The sequence below is a fragment of the Burkholderia singularis genome, assembly GCF_900176645.1.
In the GTDB taxonomy this organism is placed as follows: domain Bacteria; phylum Pseudomonadota; class Gammaproteobacteria; order Burkholderiales; family Burkholderiaceae; genus Burkholderia; species Burkholderia singularis.
Genome location: NZ_FXAN01000038.1, coordinates 1 through 13,652, shown reverse-complemented (window position 1 = coordinate 13,652; position 13,652 = coordinate 1). Strand labels below are relative to the sequence as shown.

Below are 13,652 nucleotides of genomic sequence, written 5' to 3'. Positions count from 1 at the left end.
GCACCGGCTTCGAAACCAGCGCGGGCGGCGAAAGCGGTGCGGCTAGATCAGCGCGGGCAGCCCTTCGACCAGCAATACGGCAACCACGACCCCGAGCATCGCGCCGAGCACGCGTAGCACGTTATGGCGGAACTCGGTCGCGCAGGGCACCGCGCCCAGAAACAACGCGCCGGCCAGCGCCATCGGAATCAGCAGAATGAAGTCACCGATCGTGAAATAAGTGTCCATACCCGTCTCCCGTTTTATCTGACCGGCCTGCGTGCGATCGCGGTCGGTTGTTTCGAGTATAGGAAACAGCTCGCGGTTTTTCGTTGTTCCGGTGGGGGGGCGAGCGGAAAATCGCCGATTGTTGGGTTTGCCGCAAACAAACCGACGAAAAGCTTTCGTTCGGTCTTTCCCGATGCTCTCCAGTTTGTGGTGGGTCAATGCGTCGACGCGCCGAACGAGGCAGTCGCTCGGACGGCCGCGCCCGTCGGGGTTCGTTCAATCTCCATCACGATTGTCCCCGTCATTTCTCGACTTAGTGGTGCGATGCAATAAGCAAGGCGCCCGCTCATGCCGCGCGGCGGACGCCTTGCGATCATGCTGCCGTCATCCGTGAGCGGGGCGGCGCAACGCCAGCGCAAGCCCCGCGACGATCGCGATCATGCCGATGATCTCGAGCGGCGCGAGCCGGTTGCCGAGCCATACCGCGTCCATCAGCGCGGTCACGACCGGGACCAGATAGAAGAGACTCGTCACATTGACGAGATCGCCGCGCTGCATCAACCGATAGAACAACAATTGCGCAGCCACCGAAATGACAATGCCGAGCCACGCGAGCGGTAGCACGAGCGACCAGCTCGCTTCGAACCGGATCGGCTCGAATGGCGCGATCAGCAGGCACAAGCCCAGCCCGAGCGCGTTTTGCAGCGGCAGCACGTCGATCGGCGCGGCGCGCACGCGCTTTTGCAGCAGGGTGCCGGCGGTGATCGCGAAAAGCGCGCCGAGCGCGCAGGCGATGCCCGATAGCGTCGCGCCGCCCGAGAGGCTGCGATAGACGACCAGGCTCAGGCCCGCGAGCGCAAGCGCGAGTCCCGCGAGCCGAGCGCCGGACGCGCTGCGCTCGAGTATGGCGAGCGTGACGATCGGCTGCACGCCGAGGATCGTCGCGAGGATGCCGGGCGCGAGCCCACGCTCGAGCGCGAGCAGATACAGGATCGAATAACCGCCCGTGAGCAGCAGCCCGGTGGCGACTGTCGCGCGGCGTGTGCCGGACGGCGGCAGCCAACGCCGTCGCGCAAGCGACAACGCAAGCAAGACGAGCGACGCGAGCGCGAAGCGTGCGCTCAGGAAAGCGACTGAGCACGCGTGTCGCAGGCCGAGTTCGGCGAAGATCGCGCCGCTGCTCCATAGCAGGACGAACAGCGATGTCGCCCCGTGCGCGGTGAGCGCGGGTCTGATTGAAACCATTTGGAATCCACCTGTCGATCGGATCGATACGCTCCGTCCGCGAGCGCTTGCGCGCCGCTTGCGCGGCATATCGGCGCGCGGCGCGATGCGGTTCGCGGTGAACGGAGAGCGAAAAGAGGGGCGCGGCGTTCAGCCGGGCAGCGCCACCGAAGGCGGCGCGCCGACGGGCGGGGGAGCGGCGGGTGGACGATGCGCGCACGCGAGCCGTGCCGTCGACGGCTGGAAAATGGCGCGGGCGGGCAACGACGGATTCATCGCGATGAGTGCGAATGAGGTAAATGAACTGGCGTCAAAGGTAACGCAGGTGCGCGCCGCTTGGCAATCGCTTGGCATGCGCATCGACGAGAATTCCGGCGATCCGGTCACGTCCGTCACGCCGCGCCGATGCGCTCACGCGCACGCAGCCACGCCGCGGCCACGATGCCGAGCGCGAGCAGCGCGCCCACCAGTGCCGCGATGCCCGGCCAGCCGAGCGCGCTCCAGCAGCGTCCGCCAAACGAGCCGACGACGCTCGATCCGACATAGTAGGCAAGCAAATAAAGCGCCGCCGCTTGCCCCTTGCCTTGTTGCGCGAGCCGCCCGACCCATCCGCTCGCGACCGCATGCCCGGCGAAGAAGCCGAACGTCACGCAGGCGATGCCGGTTGCGATTGCTGCGACCGGATGCAGCAGCGTCAGCGCGACGCCGGCCAGCATGATGACCAGGCTCGCGACCAGCACGCGGCCGCGCCCGAACATATCGGCGACGCGCCCCGACAGCGGCGACGCGACGACGCCGACCAGATATACGACGAAGATCGCGCTGATCGTCGCCTGCCCCATCGCATACGGCGGCGCGAGCAGCCGATAGCCGATGTAGTTGTAGAGCGTGACGAAGCTGCCCATCAGCAAGAACGCCATCAGGAACAGCACGGGCAACTCGCGCCGCTTGCCGAGATGATGCGCGAGCGAAGCGCGATGATGCGCGAGATTGAGGCCGCGATGCGGCGTGAAATGCCGCGACGGCGGCAGCAACGCGCGAAACGCGAGCATCGACGCGAGGCCAAGCACGCCGATCGTGCCGGCGGCGATGCGCCAGGTGGACAGATCGGTGACGATGCCGGTGATCACCCGTCCCGCCATGCCGCCGATCGCGGTGCCGCCGACGTAGAGTCCCATCGCGAGCCCGAGCCCTTCAGGATGCACTTCCTCCGCGAGATACGCCATCGCCACGGCCGGCACGCCGCCGAGCGCGAGCCCGGTCAGCGCGCGCAGCGCCAGCAGCTGAGGCCAATGCGGCGCGAACGCGGCGCCGAGCGTAAAGAGCGACGATGCGGTGAGCGACGCCGTCATCAGCGCGCGGCGGCTGAGCCCTTCGGACACGAAGCCCGCGACGAAGATGGCGAGCGCGAGCGCCGCGGTCGAGAACGACAACGCGAGGCTGCTCTGCGCGGGGCTCACGCCGAACGTCGTCGAGAATTCGGGCAGAAGCGGCTGCACGTAATAGAGCAGCGAGAACGTCGCGAAGCCGGCAAACAGCAGCGCGATGCTTGCGCGCCAATAGTTGCGCGAGCCGCGCTCGAGGTAGGCGGGGCCGGAAGCGGCGGGCGCGGCGCCGGCCGTTCCGGTTGGCTTGGCGCGGGGCGCGGGCTGCGGCGGGGCGCCGGACGATGCACTCACGCGGTTGTTCTCCGTGCGGGACAAACCACCACGATACGCCGGTTGCGCGTGTTATGGCGCTGTGGTGGAGGACGCCGTCGCATTTCGCGCGGCTGGCGCGTCATTCGCGTGACGGCAACGATCGTCGGGGTATGATGCTGCGAAGCGCCATCGCGAAAGCACGGCGGCGCATCCCGGGAATGGGCGGCGCATTTGCCGCCGGTTCCGCTGTCGGCGGTTTTCCGGACGGTGAACCGCGGGATGCGCGCCGCTGTGGCAAAAGGGCGGCGCGATCGGGATATTTCCGGCCGGGCGGTAGGCGGCCGGCCTTCACAGCGGGGAAACATCATGCATGTCGGTTCGATTGTCTGTACCACCCATATCGCGGTGCCAAAGGGCGCGCGCGGGATCGTCCAGCGCATTCTCGGCAACATGGCGATGGTGACCTGGTATGCGGGCGTGCCGGGTGAATCGAAGGAGCTCAATACCGAGCCGTTTTTTCTCGAGGATCTGATTGATACCGGCGAATCGGTGCTGCCGGCAGGCGCGGCGCTGCACTGAATCGAACGCTCGTCTTTCGGCTTCGTGCGCGGCACAATGCGCAGCATGAACGACGTTACCTCTGAATCCACGACAGCCGGCGCGAGCGCCGGCTTGCCTTTTGCCGGCCTCACGCCCGAGCGCGTGCTGGACGCGCTCGACAGCGTGCTGATTCCCGCCGGTTCGCGCACCGACGGGCGTCTGCTCGCACTCAACAGTTATGAAAACCGCGTCTATCAGGCGGGCATCGAAGACGGGCCGCCGATCGTCGCGAAGTTCTATCGTCCGCATCGCTGGTCGAGCGATGCGATTCTCGAAGAGCACGCGTTCGTCGCCGAGCTGGCTGTGCGGGAGATTCCCGCGGTGCCCGCGCTCGAATTCGACGGGCGCACACTGCACGAATTCGACGGTTTTCGTTTCGCGCTGTTCGAGCGGCGCGGCGGGCGGCCGCCCGAGCTAGATCAGCGCGATACGCTCGAATGGCTCGGCCGCTTCATCGGCCGCATTCATGCGGTGGGCGCGATGCAGCCATACGCCGAGCGGCCCGCGCTCGATATTCAAACCTTCGGCTATGAGCCGCGCGATTTCCTGCTGTCTCGCGATTTCGTGCCCGGCGACGTTCGTCCTGCTTATGAAGCGGCGGTGACGCTCGCACTCGAGGGCGTGGCCGACGCATACGCGCGCGCGGGCGACGTGCGGATGCTGCGCGCACATGGCGACTGCCATCCAAGCAACGTGCTGTGGACCGATGCCGGCCCGCATTTCGTCGATTTCGACGATAGCCGGATGGCGCCCGCGATACAGGATTTGTGGCTGCTGCTGCCAGGCGACCGGCCGGGCGCGTCGCGCGCGCTTGCCGATCTGCTCGCCGGCTACGAAGACTTCTGCGAATTCGATCCGCGCGAGTTGCATCTGATCGAAGCGCTGCGCACGCTGCGCCTGATTCACTACGCGGCCTGGCTCGCGCGCCGCTGGGACGATCCGGCGTTTCCAGCCGCGTTTCCGTGGTTCAACACGCATCGCTATTGGGAAGAGCGGGTGCTCGAACTGAGGGAGCAGATTGGCGCGATGCAGGAAGGGCCGCTGTGGCCGGTATGAGGGATGGCGTTGCGTCGTGCGGCGGCGTCAGCGTGCGCGGCGCGCGACGAGGGTGTCGCGGTGGCGCTCGCCGCCTGGGGACGGCGAGCGCGCATCGCTGTCGCGGCTGAGGCTGAGCGCGGCGCCCGGGCACGCGAGCGTGGCCGCGTGCGGTTAGGCGGTGGGCGAATCGCGGCTGCACGCCGAGGCGACGCGGCCGCGATGAGCGCAACGAGCGCCAACGCGGCGGATAAGGCCGATGCCCGTCGCGCCTTCGGCAGTCAGAGCTTCAGCATCATGCTGATGACGGCCGCGAAGCGCTTGCCATACGGCGGCGCGATCAGGCCGCGCGTATTGAGGCGTGATTGCGTGAACACTGGCTTCATCTTCGAGAACGTCACGAAGCCTTCGTAACCGTGATACGAACCCATCCCGCTCGGGCCGACGCCGCCGAACGGCAGCGTGCCGCATGCGATGTGCGCCAGCGTGTCGTTGATCGTCACGCCGCCCGAGATCGTGTCGCGCATCACGCGCTCGATCGTCGCGCGGTCGTCGTCGAACAGATAGAGCGCGAGCGGCCGCGGGCGCGCGTTCACATAGGCGATCGCTTCGTCGAGCGTGTCGTATGGCACGAGCGGCAGGAGCGGCCCGAAGATCTCTTCCTGCATCAGCTTCGCTTCGTCCGGCGCTTGCGTGACGATCACGGGCGGCAGGCGGCGCAGCACCGGATCGGGCGCCGCGTCGGTGAGCGGATGCAGTTGCGCGCCGCTGTCGCGCGCTTCGTCGGCGAGCCGCTGCAATCGCGTGAAATGGCGCTCGGAGATGATCGACGTGTAGTCCCGGTTGGCCGCCAGATTCGGATAGAGCTTGGCCATCTTCGCCTTCGCGCGCGCGACGAACTCGGCCTCCTTGCCACGCGGCACGAGCACGTAATCGGGCGCGATGCAGGTCTGGCCGGCGTTCAGCGTTTTACCGGTGACGATCGAATCGACGGCCGCGTCGAAGCGCGCATGCGGCCCGACGATCACGGGCGATTTGCCGCCCAGCTCGAGCGTGATGGGCGTCAGATGCTCGGCGGCCGCGCGCATCACGTGGCGGCCGACCTGCGTCGAGCCGGTAAACAGCAGATGATCGAACGGCAGTCCGCTGAACGCGGCGCCGATTTCCGCATCGCCGTTGACGACGGCGACGTGATCGCGCGAGAAGGTTCTCGCGATCAGCTCCTCGAACAACTGCGACGTGCGCGGCGTCAGTTCGGACATCTTGATGATCGCGCGGTTGCCGGCGGCGAGCGCGCAGATCAGCGGCCCGACGGCGAGATAAATCGGGTAGTTCCACGGCACGACGATGCCGACCACGCCGAGCGGCTGCGGTATCACCTTCGCGCGCGCGGGGCGCAGCCACTTGTTCATCGCGCGGCTTTGGGGGCGCATCCAGCGCTTGCCGTGCTTGAGCGCTTCGTTGATTTCCTCCTTGGCCAGAAAGATTTCGGCGAACAGGAATTCCTCTTTCGCGCGATGCGCGAAGTCGGCGTTGACCGCGGCGGCCAACGCGTCGCGGTTGTCGAGCAGCATCGCGCGCAGCGCGCGCAAGTGACCGGCGCGCGTCTCCCATGTCGGATACGGCGCGCGCAGGTAGGCGGCGCGCTGGTCGCGCAACAGCGCGTCGAGCGTGGCCAGGCCGGGCAGATCGTTTTTCATGGCGTCTCCTGTTCGATACGGGTCATGCCGGAAATGCTCGATCGACGAGCGCGGCGTGGTCGAAGGTGGCCGGCAGCGTACCGTAGACGCGTCCGGTTTCGGTGCTGGCGCCGCCGATGCGTGTGGCGATGAACGCGTCGGCGACGGCGGATGGAGCGTCGCGCAGCAGCAGCGTGGCCTGCGAGATGACGGCGATGCGTTGTGCGATACGGCGCGCGCATGCTTCGCGCTGCTCGGATTCGAGTTCGAGCAGGCGGGCGAGTTCCGCAAGCGCGGTGGCAAGCGGCGCGTTTGCCGCCGCGACGTCCCGCCACTCGGCGAACAGTGCGGCGGCGGCGTCGGGCTCGCGTTCGATCGCGCGCAGCACGTCGAGACACATCACGTTGCCCGAGCCCTCCCAGATCGAATTGACGGGCGCTTCCCGATAGAAGCGCGCCATCGGCCCGGTCTCGACATAGCCGTTGCCGCCCCAGACTTCCATTGCTTCGCCGGTGAATTCGACCGCGCGCTTGCAGACCCAGAATTTCGCGGCCGGCGTGACGATGCGGCGCCAGCCGCGCGCCGCGGGCGAGTGTGCCGCGGCGTCTTCCTCGAAGGCGTAGGCAAGCCGCATGAACAGCGCGCTGGCGGCTTCCGATTCGAGTGCCAGATCGGCGAGCACGTTGCGCATCAGCGGCTGTTGCGCGAGCAGGCGGCCGAACGCCGAGCGGTGCCGCGCATGATGGATTGCCTGCACGAGTGCGGCGCGCATCAGCGCTGCGCTGCCGATCACGCAATCGAGCCGCGTGTAGTTCGCCATCTCGATGATCGTCGGCACGCCGCGCCCTTCGTCGCCGATCATCACGCCATATGCGTTCAGGAATTCGACTTCGCTGCTCGCATTGGACCGGTTGCCAAGCTTGTCCTTCAAACGCTGTACGTGCACCGCGTTCTTGCTGCCGTCGGGCGTGAAGCGCGGCACGTAGAAGCATGAAATACCCGCATGATCGGCCGTGCGCGCGAGGACGAGGTGCGCATCGCATTGCGGCGCGGAAAAAAACCATTTGTGCCCGACGAGGCGATACGCTTCGCCTCGTCCGCCGGCGCCGAGCGCATACGCGCGCGTTTCGTTGCTACGCACATCCGAGCCGCCCTGTTTTTCGGTCATGCCCATGCCGACCATCATCGAGCGCTTTTGTGGCAGCGGCGCGTCGCGCGGATCGTGTTCGCGCGCATAAAGCCGCTCGCGCAGCGACGCGAACAGCGCGGGCTCGCGTTGCAGCACGGGAATGCTCGCGAAAGTCATCGTGATCGGGCATAGCGAGCCGGATTCGAGTTGCGCGTGCAAAAAATAGCTCGCGCAACGCGCGGCCATCGCGCCCGGCTGCGGATCGGAGAACGGCAGCGCCTGCAAACCGTCGCTGCGCAACAACAGTAGCAATTGGTGCCAGCTCGGATGAAATTCGAGCGCGTCGATACGCTCGCCGCGCGGGCTGTGCGTCGACAGCTCCGGCGCATGGCGGTTCGCAAGATCGGCAAGCGCGAGCGCATCGGGTGTCGTGAGCGTGGCGCCGGTATGCGAGAGCGCTGTTCGATACCAACCTGCTTCGTATTGCTGGAGCGCGCGAACGAGCGCAATGTCGGTTTCAAACGCGTTGTAATCGTGCAGCGGCGGCGCCTGGTTCGTCACCTGGTGAGTCGCCGTCAGAAGGTGTGCTTGCATGCCCTGTCTCCCATTTCGCGTGGTTCGGCTTCTGTCGAGCGTATCCGACGCGCGAGGCGAATCTGGACATCTTAAATTTAGTTGACGATGGCGTTTAGAGTAATCGCTCTTGAATCGACGCATCGAAATTCGATTTGCGTTCCTAAAATGATGCGCAAACATCATAAGTGCATGGCTGCGGCAGGGCGCAAAATCAGCTGATGGTGGGCGCAAGGGAGACGGACAAATGCAGTACGACTACATAATTGTTGGCGGGGGATCCGGCGGAGCGAGCTTGGCGGGGCGTCTGGCCGATGCGTGCCCGGATGCGACGATCGCGCTGATCGAGGCAGGCGGCCACACGGAGCGCAATCCGCTCGTCAATATTCCCGTCGGGATCGCCGCGCTCGTTCCCTTTAAGCTACGCACGAATTACGGCTACGAGACAGTTCCGCAGCCCGGGCTCGGCGGCCGGCGCGGCTATCAGCCGCGCGGCCGCGGCCTGGGCGGCTCGAGCGCGATCAATGCAATGGTCTATACGCGCGGTCATCCGCTCGATTACGACGAATGGGCGCAGCTCGGCTGCACCGGCTGGGGCTGGCGCGACGTGCTGCCGTATTTCCGGCGCGCGGAAGGCAATCAGCGCGGTGCGAACGAGTGGCACGGCGCGCTCGGGCCGTTGACGGTGTCGGATCTGCGCTTTCATAATCCGTTCTCCGAACGATTCATCGCGGCCGCGCACGAAGCCGGCTATCCACTCAACGACGATTTCAACGGCGCGGACCAGGAAGGCGTGGGCTACTTCCAGGTCACGCATCGCGACGGCGCGCGTTGCAGCGTCGCGCGCGCTTACGTGTATGGCCGCACTCGGCCGAACCTGCATGTGATAGTCGATGCGACGGCGCTGCGCGTCGTGTTCGACGGCAAGCGCGCAACCGGCGTCGAGGTGGCGCGCGGCGGCCGGGTCGAGACGCTCGGCGCGCGTGCGGAAGTGATCCTGTCGGCAGGCGCGTTCAATACGCCGCAGCTTCTGATGTGCTCGGGCGTGGGCTCCGCAACGCAATTGCGCCGGCACGGCATCGCGCTCGTGCACGATGCGCCGGAGGTCGGCGAGAACCTGATCGATCACATCGATTTCATCATCAACAAGCGCGTGAACTCGCCGGATCTGGTCGGCATCTGCGTGCGAGGCTTCGCGAAGATGGGCATGCAGCTATTCCGCTATCTGGCCAAACGCGACGGGATGTTGTCGAGCAACGTTGCCGAAGCGGGCGGTTTCATCAAGAGCGAGCCGGGCCTCGATCGGCCCGATCTGCAACTGCACTTCACGACGGCGCTCGTCGATGATCACAACCGCCGCATGCACTGGGGGTTCGGTTATTCGTTGCACGTGTGCGTGCTGCGGCCGAAGAGCCGCGGCAACGTGACGCTCGCGAGCCGCGATGCGCGTGTCGCGCCGCTCATCGACCCGCGTTTCTTCAGCGACGAGCGCGATCTCGAAGCGCTGATTCGCGGCGCGAAGGCGGCGCGCAAGATCCTGGAGGCCGAGCCGCTTGCGTCGCAGGGTGGCCGTGAGCTTTATACGAGCCCCAACGATACCGACGCGCAGTTGCGCGCGGCGATCATCGCGCATGCGGACACGATCTATCACCCGGTCGGCACCTGCCGGATGGGCAGCGATGCGCGCTCGGTCGTCGATACCGAGCTGCGCGTGCGTGGCGTCGAGGGGTTGCGGGTGGTGGATGCGTCGGTGATGCCGACGCTCATCGGCGGCAATACGAATGCGCCTACCGTGATGATCGGCGAGCGCGCGGCGGATTTCATCGTGGCCGCGCGCAAGGGGCGCGCCGCGCCCGCCGTCGAGGATTTGGCCGCCGTGGGGCGCTGACCGACGGGCACGCGGGCGCCGCGTCCGCGATGCGCGGCGGCGGGCATGCCGCACGGCGATGCCGGGTATCAGGCGAACGTATCGATCATTCCGACGCTGTGCCGGAGCGCGCCACTCGACGCGGCCGTAGCTTCTTCCACGATGTCTTCCCCGGCCAACGCGCCGAATTCGCGGTGCGGCGCGCTGCCGCCGTCCGCAGGTTGCCGTTGCGGCGTGTGCTGCTGAGCGAACGCGAAGCCGCCGTCGCCGACGCTCGCGCTGCCAAGGCCGAGACCGTTTGCCTCCATCGCTTCGCGCAGCTTCGGCAGCGCGGCTTCGAGCGCATCGCGCACCTGGGCGTGCTGCGATACGAAGAGCGCGTGCGCGTGATTGTCCGCCACGCGCAGCACGACTTGCAGCGGCCCGAGATCGGGCGGATTCAGCGTGAGTTCCGCGCTTTGCTGATGCGCGTTCGACAGGAAGACGACCTTTTGACTCAAAGCTTCAGTCCAATCGGGCGAGCCGACGACGGGCGCGAGCGACGGCGTGGCCGACGCGGCCGCATGCGTGCTGGCGGCGCCGGCCGCTGCGGCGGATTGCACGGCGGCCGGCGCGGCTGACGCCGCGAGCGTCGCCTGTGCGGCATCCGATGGGTGCTGTTGAGCGATCGGCGATACGCCGGGCTCTTGCGGCGCGGCATGCACGGCTGGCGCGCTTGCGCCGGCCGCGCCGATCGCACCGGCCGGGCTCGCTGCATCGCCGAGCGCCGCGGTAGGCGAAGCGGGCTGCTTCGCACCGGCGGGCAGCATGCCGAATGGCCCGCTATCGGCCGCAACGGGCGCGCCTGCTTCCGCGCGCAGCGGCGCGGCGTGGGCGATGCCGGAGGCGCCCACGGCATGGGTGTTCGCCGGGGCGTTCGAGCCGGCGCTCAGCGGTGGTTGAGCGCCGGCGCGGCGGGCCAAGCCCTGCTGAGCCGATGTGTCGGTCGTGCCTGCCGGCGCGTATGCGGCCAGCGTGCCGTGGCTGTCGGTTTCAGCGGGGTTCGTGGAGCTTGTCTGCGAGCCGGGTGCGCCGGACGGCGGCGGCGTTTGCGGCAAAGCGGCCGCCGCGAGCGACGCCGCATCGGCAGCGCCTTGCGCGGCGGGGGTGTCGTCTTCCTGATCGTGGCCGCCGGAGGCGCCGGTTCCTTTGGTGCGCGGCGCGCCGCCCGCCGCTTGCGTGCTTGCGCCGCCGGTCGAATCAAGCGCGTTCGGCGCAGCGGCGGCGTTGGCGGCATGACGGGCGCCCGGCTCATTCGATCCGTTCGGCCCGTTCAGTGCCGCGTCCGTCAACGCGTTGCGCGCGCCCGCTTTCGTCGTGGCGGTTGCGGTTGCGTTCGCGGCGGAATTCGCTTGTTGCTGCGACTGCACGCTTTGCTTGAGCGTCTGCGCGAATGTTGCGGTGCGGGCCGTATCGCCCAGCGCCGTGTCCGTGCCGGACGATTTGGCTGCTGCGCCTGCCGCGCGGGACAGCGCGCCGATCAAAGAAAGTGAAGGCATGGGAAATCTCGCATTCGAAGGGGATAGGCGCGGGCTTATTTCACCGCGTCCGCGCGCATGCGCAGCACCTTGGCGGCGTGTTCGTCGGCATCGCGCTGCTCGCGCTTCGCGGCGCGCGCCGCTTGCTGCCGCGCGCCGCGCGCTTGCAGGATTTCGTATGAACCGAGCGTGCGCTTCTTCAACTGCCAATCGGGACGCGCCGTATCGATGCGCGCCTGCGCGGCGGCAAGCACGCGCCGCTGCTGATCGATCGCCGCATCGAGCGTATCGAGAAACGCCTGGAAGTTGCGCCATTTGCCAGCGGACATGCCGGATTGCGCCGATTCGGCGAAGCGCTCGCGATACTCGTCGCGATAGCGCAGCAGCGCGTCGAGTTGCGCGTGCGCGTCGGCGCCCTCGCGTTGCGCGTGGCCAAGCTGCTTCGTGGCGGCGTCGAGTTCGTGCTGCGCGCGATCGAGCAGGATTTGCAACGGAAAGTGTTGGGTCATATCAGTCAGCGCCACACGAAACGGCGTGCGCCGGTGCGCTGCCGCGTGACAGACGAAGAGGCGGGCGCGACACGTAATTTCCGGCGTGCGCGTGCCGATGCGCATCGCGCCGGCGGCACATCGCTTCGCGGCGAACGATGCGAATGCGGCGGACGTTTGCCGCACGCGCTGTGCCGCCACGGGCAACGCACGAAGGTTGCGCCGGATTTCGGCCAGCCGTGCAGGCGTGCAAGCTGTGTCATTGCGGTAAGCCTCCTTCGGAGTCGAATAGCGCGGCGAGCGCCGCGACGCTTGGCTCGTAGGGCGCGCATTCGCGAAAGCCCTGTTGCAGGAACGCCTCGATCTGCGGATACAGCGCGATCGCGCGGTCGAGCTGCGCGTCGCGGCCCGCCGCGTAGGCGCCGACCGCGATCAGATCGCGATTGCGCTGATAGCGCGACAGCATTTGCTTGAACTGGCGCACGCGATCGAGATGCGCATCGTCGATCAGCGCGGTCATCGCGCGGCTGATCGACGCCTCAATGTCGATCGCCGGATAATGGCCCGCCTCGGCAAGCGAGCGCGACAGCACGATATGGCCGTCGAGAATCGCGCGCGCCGAATCGGCGATGGGATCTTGCTGGTCGTCGCCTTCGGTGAGCACCGTGTAGAACGCGGTGATCGAGCCGCCGCCTTCGCGGCCGTTGCCGGTGCGCTCGACCAGGGCGGGCAGCTTCGCGAATACGGACGGCGGGTAGCCCTTGGTCGCGGGCGGCTCGCCGATCGCCAGCGCGATCTCGCGCTGCGCCATCGCATAGCGGGTCAGCGAATCCATCAGCAGCAGCACGTGCTTGCCCTGGTCGCGGAAATATTCGGCGAGCGTCGTCGCATACGCGGCGCCCTGCATGCGCATCAGCGGCGATACGTCGGCGGGCGCCGCGACGACGACCGAGCGGGCGAGCCCGTCGTCGCCGAGAATCTGCTCGATGAATTCCTTCACCTCGCGGCCGCGCTCGCCGATCAGGCCGATCACGATCACCTCCGCGCTCGTGTAGCGTGCCATCGTGCCGAGCAGCACGGATTTGCCGACGCCGGAGCCCGCGAAAAGGCCCATTCGCTGCCCGCGGCCGACGGTCAAAAGCGCGTTGATCGCGCGCACGCCGACGTCGAGCACCCGGTGGATCGGCTCGCGCTCGAGCGGGTTGATCGACGGTGCGCTGAGCGGCGCATCGAGATCCGATGCGAGCGGGCCGAGATTGTCGAGCGGCCGGCCTGACGCGTCGACGACGCGCCCGAGCATCGGCCAGCCGACGGGCAGGCGTTTCGCGCCCGCGAGCGGATCGGCGACGGGCGCGCGTTCGAGGGGCCACACGCGCGCACCGGGCAGCACGCCCGTGACCGCCGTGGTCGGCATCAGGAACAGGCGTTCGCCGGCGAAGCCGACGACTTCCGCTTGCGCATACGGCAACGGGCTGCCGGCGGGCAGCTCGATCATGCATTCGGCGCCGACCGCGACGCGCAGCCCGACCGCTTCGAGCACGAGGCCGGCTGCGCGCGTCAGGCGCCCGCACGCACGCAGCGGCAGCGCGCGCGCGTTGAGGCTGCGCAGTGTGTCGAGATGGGCGCGCCAGCGCGTGACGAACGGGTTGGCGGGCGCGGCGCGCGGCGCGAGGCGATCGGCCGTGTCCGCATG

General features: G+C 67.7%; 11 protein-coding genes. 3 read left to right on the top strand and 8 right to left on the bottom strand.

What is annotated here, in order from left to right:
- Nucleotides 1-42: 42 nt before the first annotated feature.
- From BSIN_RS05545 to BSIN_RS05530, 3 genes are all read right to left on the bottom strand, one after another.
- Nucleotides 43-228, bottom strand: a complete 186-nt coding sequence (locus BSIN_RS05545; RefSeq protein WP_059517286.1) for a hypothetical protein — start codon at nt 226-228, stop codon at nt 43-45.
- Between the two features lie 363 nt (nt 229-591).
- A complete protein-coding gene (locus tag BSIN_RS05540) occupies nt 592-1,452 on the bottom strand; it encodes a DMT family transporter (protein WP_089339766.1) in 861 nt (286 codons plus the stop codon).
- A gap of 371 nt (nt 1,453-1,823) precedes the next feature.
- A complete protein-coding gene (locus tag BSIN_RS05530; RefSeq protein WP_089339811.1) occupies nt 1,824-3,110 on the bottom strand; it encodes an MFS transporter in 1,287 nt (428 codons plus the stop codon).
- Nucleotides 3,111-3,437: 327 nt separating this feature from the next.
- Here BSIN_RS05530 and BSIN_RS05525 point away from each other — a divergent pair, with 327 nt between their 5' ends.
- Complete coding sequence (locus tag BSIN_RS05525) at nt 3,438-3,650, top strand: hypothetical protein (RefSeq protein WP_059517290.1); 213 nt, start codon at nt 3,438-3,440, stop codon at nt 3,648-3,650.
- Nucleotides 3,651-3,695: 45 nt separating this feature from the next.
- Complete coding sequence (locus BSIN_RS05520; RefSeq protein WP_089339810.1) at nt 3,696-4,727, top strand: serine/threonine protein kinase; 1,032 nt, start codon at nt 3,696-3,698, stop codon at nt 4,725-4,727.
- A 260-nt stretch (nt 4,728-4,987) separates the two neighbouring features.
- Here the strand turns inward: BSIN_RS05520 and BSIN_RS05515 are convergent, their stop codons facing one another.
- Both BSIN_RS05515 and BSIN_RS05510 read right to left on the bottom strand, forming a co-directional pair.
- Complete coding sequence (locus tag BSIN_RS05515; RefSeq protein ID WP_089339765.1) at nt 4,988-6,406, bottom strand: coniferyl aldehyde dehydrogenase; 1,419 nt, start codon at nt 6,404-6,406, stop codon at nt 4,988-4,990.
- Nucleotides 6,407-6,428: 22 nt separating this feature from the next.
- Nucleotides 6,429-8,108, bottom strand: coding sequence for an isovaleryl-CoA dehydrogenase (locus BSIN_RS05510; RefSeq protein WP_089339764.1), 1,680 nt, complete (start codon nt 8,106-8,108; stop codon nt 6,429-6,431).
- 226 nt (nt 8,109-8,334) lie between these two features.
- On the opposite strand from BSIN_RS05510, the gene BSIN_RS05505 reads away from it, so the two are divergent.
- Nucleotides 8,335-9,975 carry a GMC family oxidoreductase gene (locus BSIN_RS05505; protein WP_069233495.1) on the top strand — a complete coding sequence of 547 codons (1,641 nt, stop codon included), beginning with the start codon at nt 8,335-8,337 and terminating at the stop codon, nt 9,973-9,975.
- A 68-nt stretch (nt 9,976-10,043) separates the two neighbouring features.
- On the opposite strand, the gene BSIN_RS05500 is transcribed toward BSIN_RS05505, so the two are convergent.
- From BSIN_RS05500 to fliI, 3 genes are all read right to left on the bottom strand, one after another.
- Nucleotides 10,044-11,492, bottom strand: a complete 1,449-nt coding sequence (locus tag BSIN_RS05500; protein ID WP_089339763.1) for a flagellar hook-length control protein FliK — start codon at nt 11,490-11,492, stop codon at nt 10,044-10,046.
- A 35-nt stretch (nt 11,493-11,527) separates the two neighbouring features.
- On the bottom strand, nt 11,528-11,980 hold the full coding sequence (fliJ, locus tag BSIN_RS05495; RefSeq protein WP_059517947.1) for a flagellar export protein FliJ: 453 nt from the start codon (nt 11,978-11,980) through the stop codon (nt 11,528-11,530).
- Between the two features lie 238 nt (nt 11,981-12,218).
- Nucleotides 12,219-13,652 (bottom strand): flagellar protein export ATPase FliI (gene fliI, locus BSIN_RS05490; protein WP_143757349.1); only part of this gene is annotated, 1,434 nt, incomplete at its 5' end.

Excerpts from the sequence above, each read along its gene's own strand:
- BSIN_RS05545 (WP_059517286.1), bottom strand. The coding sequence starts at position 228 with ATGGACACTTATTTCACGATCGGTGACTTCATTCTGCTGATTCCGATG.
- BSIN_RS05540 (WP_089339766.1), bottom strand. The coding sequence starts at position 1,452 with ATGGTTTCAATCAGACCCGCGCTCACCGCGCACGGGGCGACATCGCTG.
- BSIN_RS05525 (WP_059517290.1), top strand. The coding sequence starts at position 3,438 with ATGCATGTCGGTTCGATTGTCTGTACCACCCATATCGCGGTGCCAAAG.
- BSIN_RS05520 (WP_089339810.1), top strand. The coding sequence starts at position 3,696 with ATGAACGACGTTACCTCTGAATCCACGACAGCCGGCGCGAGCGCCGGC.
- BSIN_RS05515 (WP_089339765.1), bottom strand. The coding sequence starts at position 6,406 with ATGAAAAACGATCTGCCCGGCCTGGCCACGCTCGACGCGCTGTTGCGC.
- BSIN_RS05510 (WP_089339764.1), bottom strand. The coding sequence starts at position 8,108 with ATGCAAGCACACCTTCTGACGGCGACTCACCAGGTGACGAACCAGGCG.
- BSIN_RS05505 (WP_069233495.1), top strand. The coding sequence starts at position 8,335 with ATGCAGTACGACTACATAATTGTTGGCGGGGGATCCGGCGGAGCGAGC.
- BSIN_RS05500 (WP_089339763.1), bottom strand. The coding sequence starts at position 11,492 with ATGCCTTCACTTTCTTTGATCGGCGCGCTGTCCCGCGCGGCAGGCGCA.
- fliJ (WP_059517947.1), bottom strand. The coding sequence starts at position 11,980 with ATGACCCAACACTTTCCGTTGCAAATCCTGCTCGATCGCGCGCAGCAC.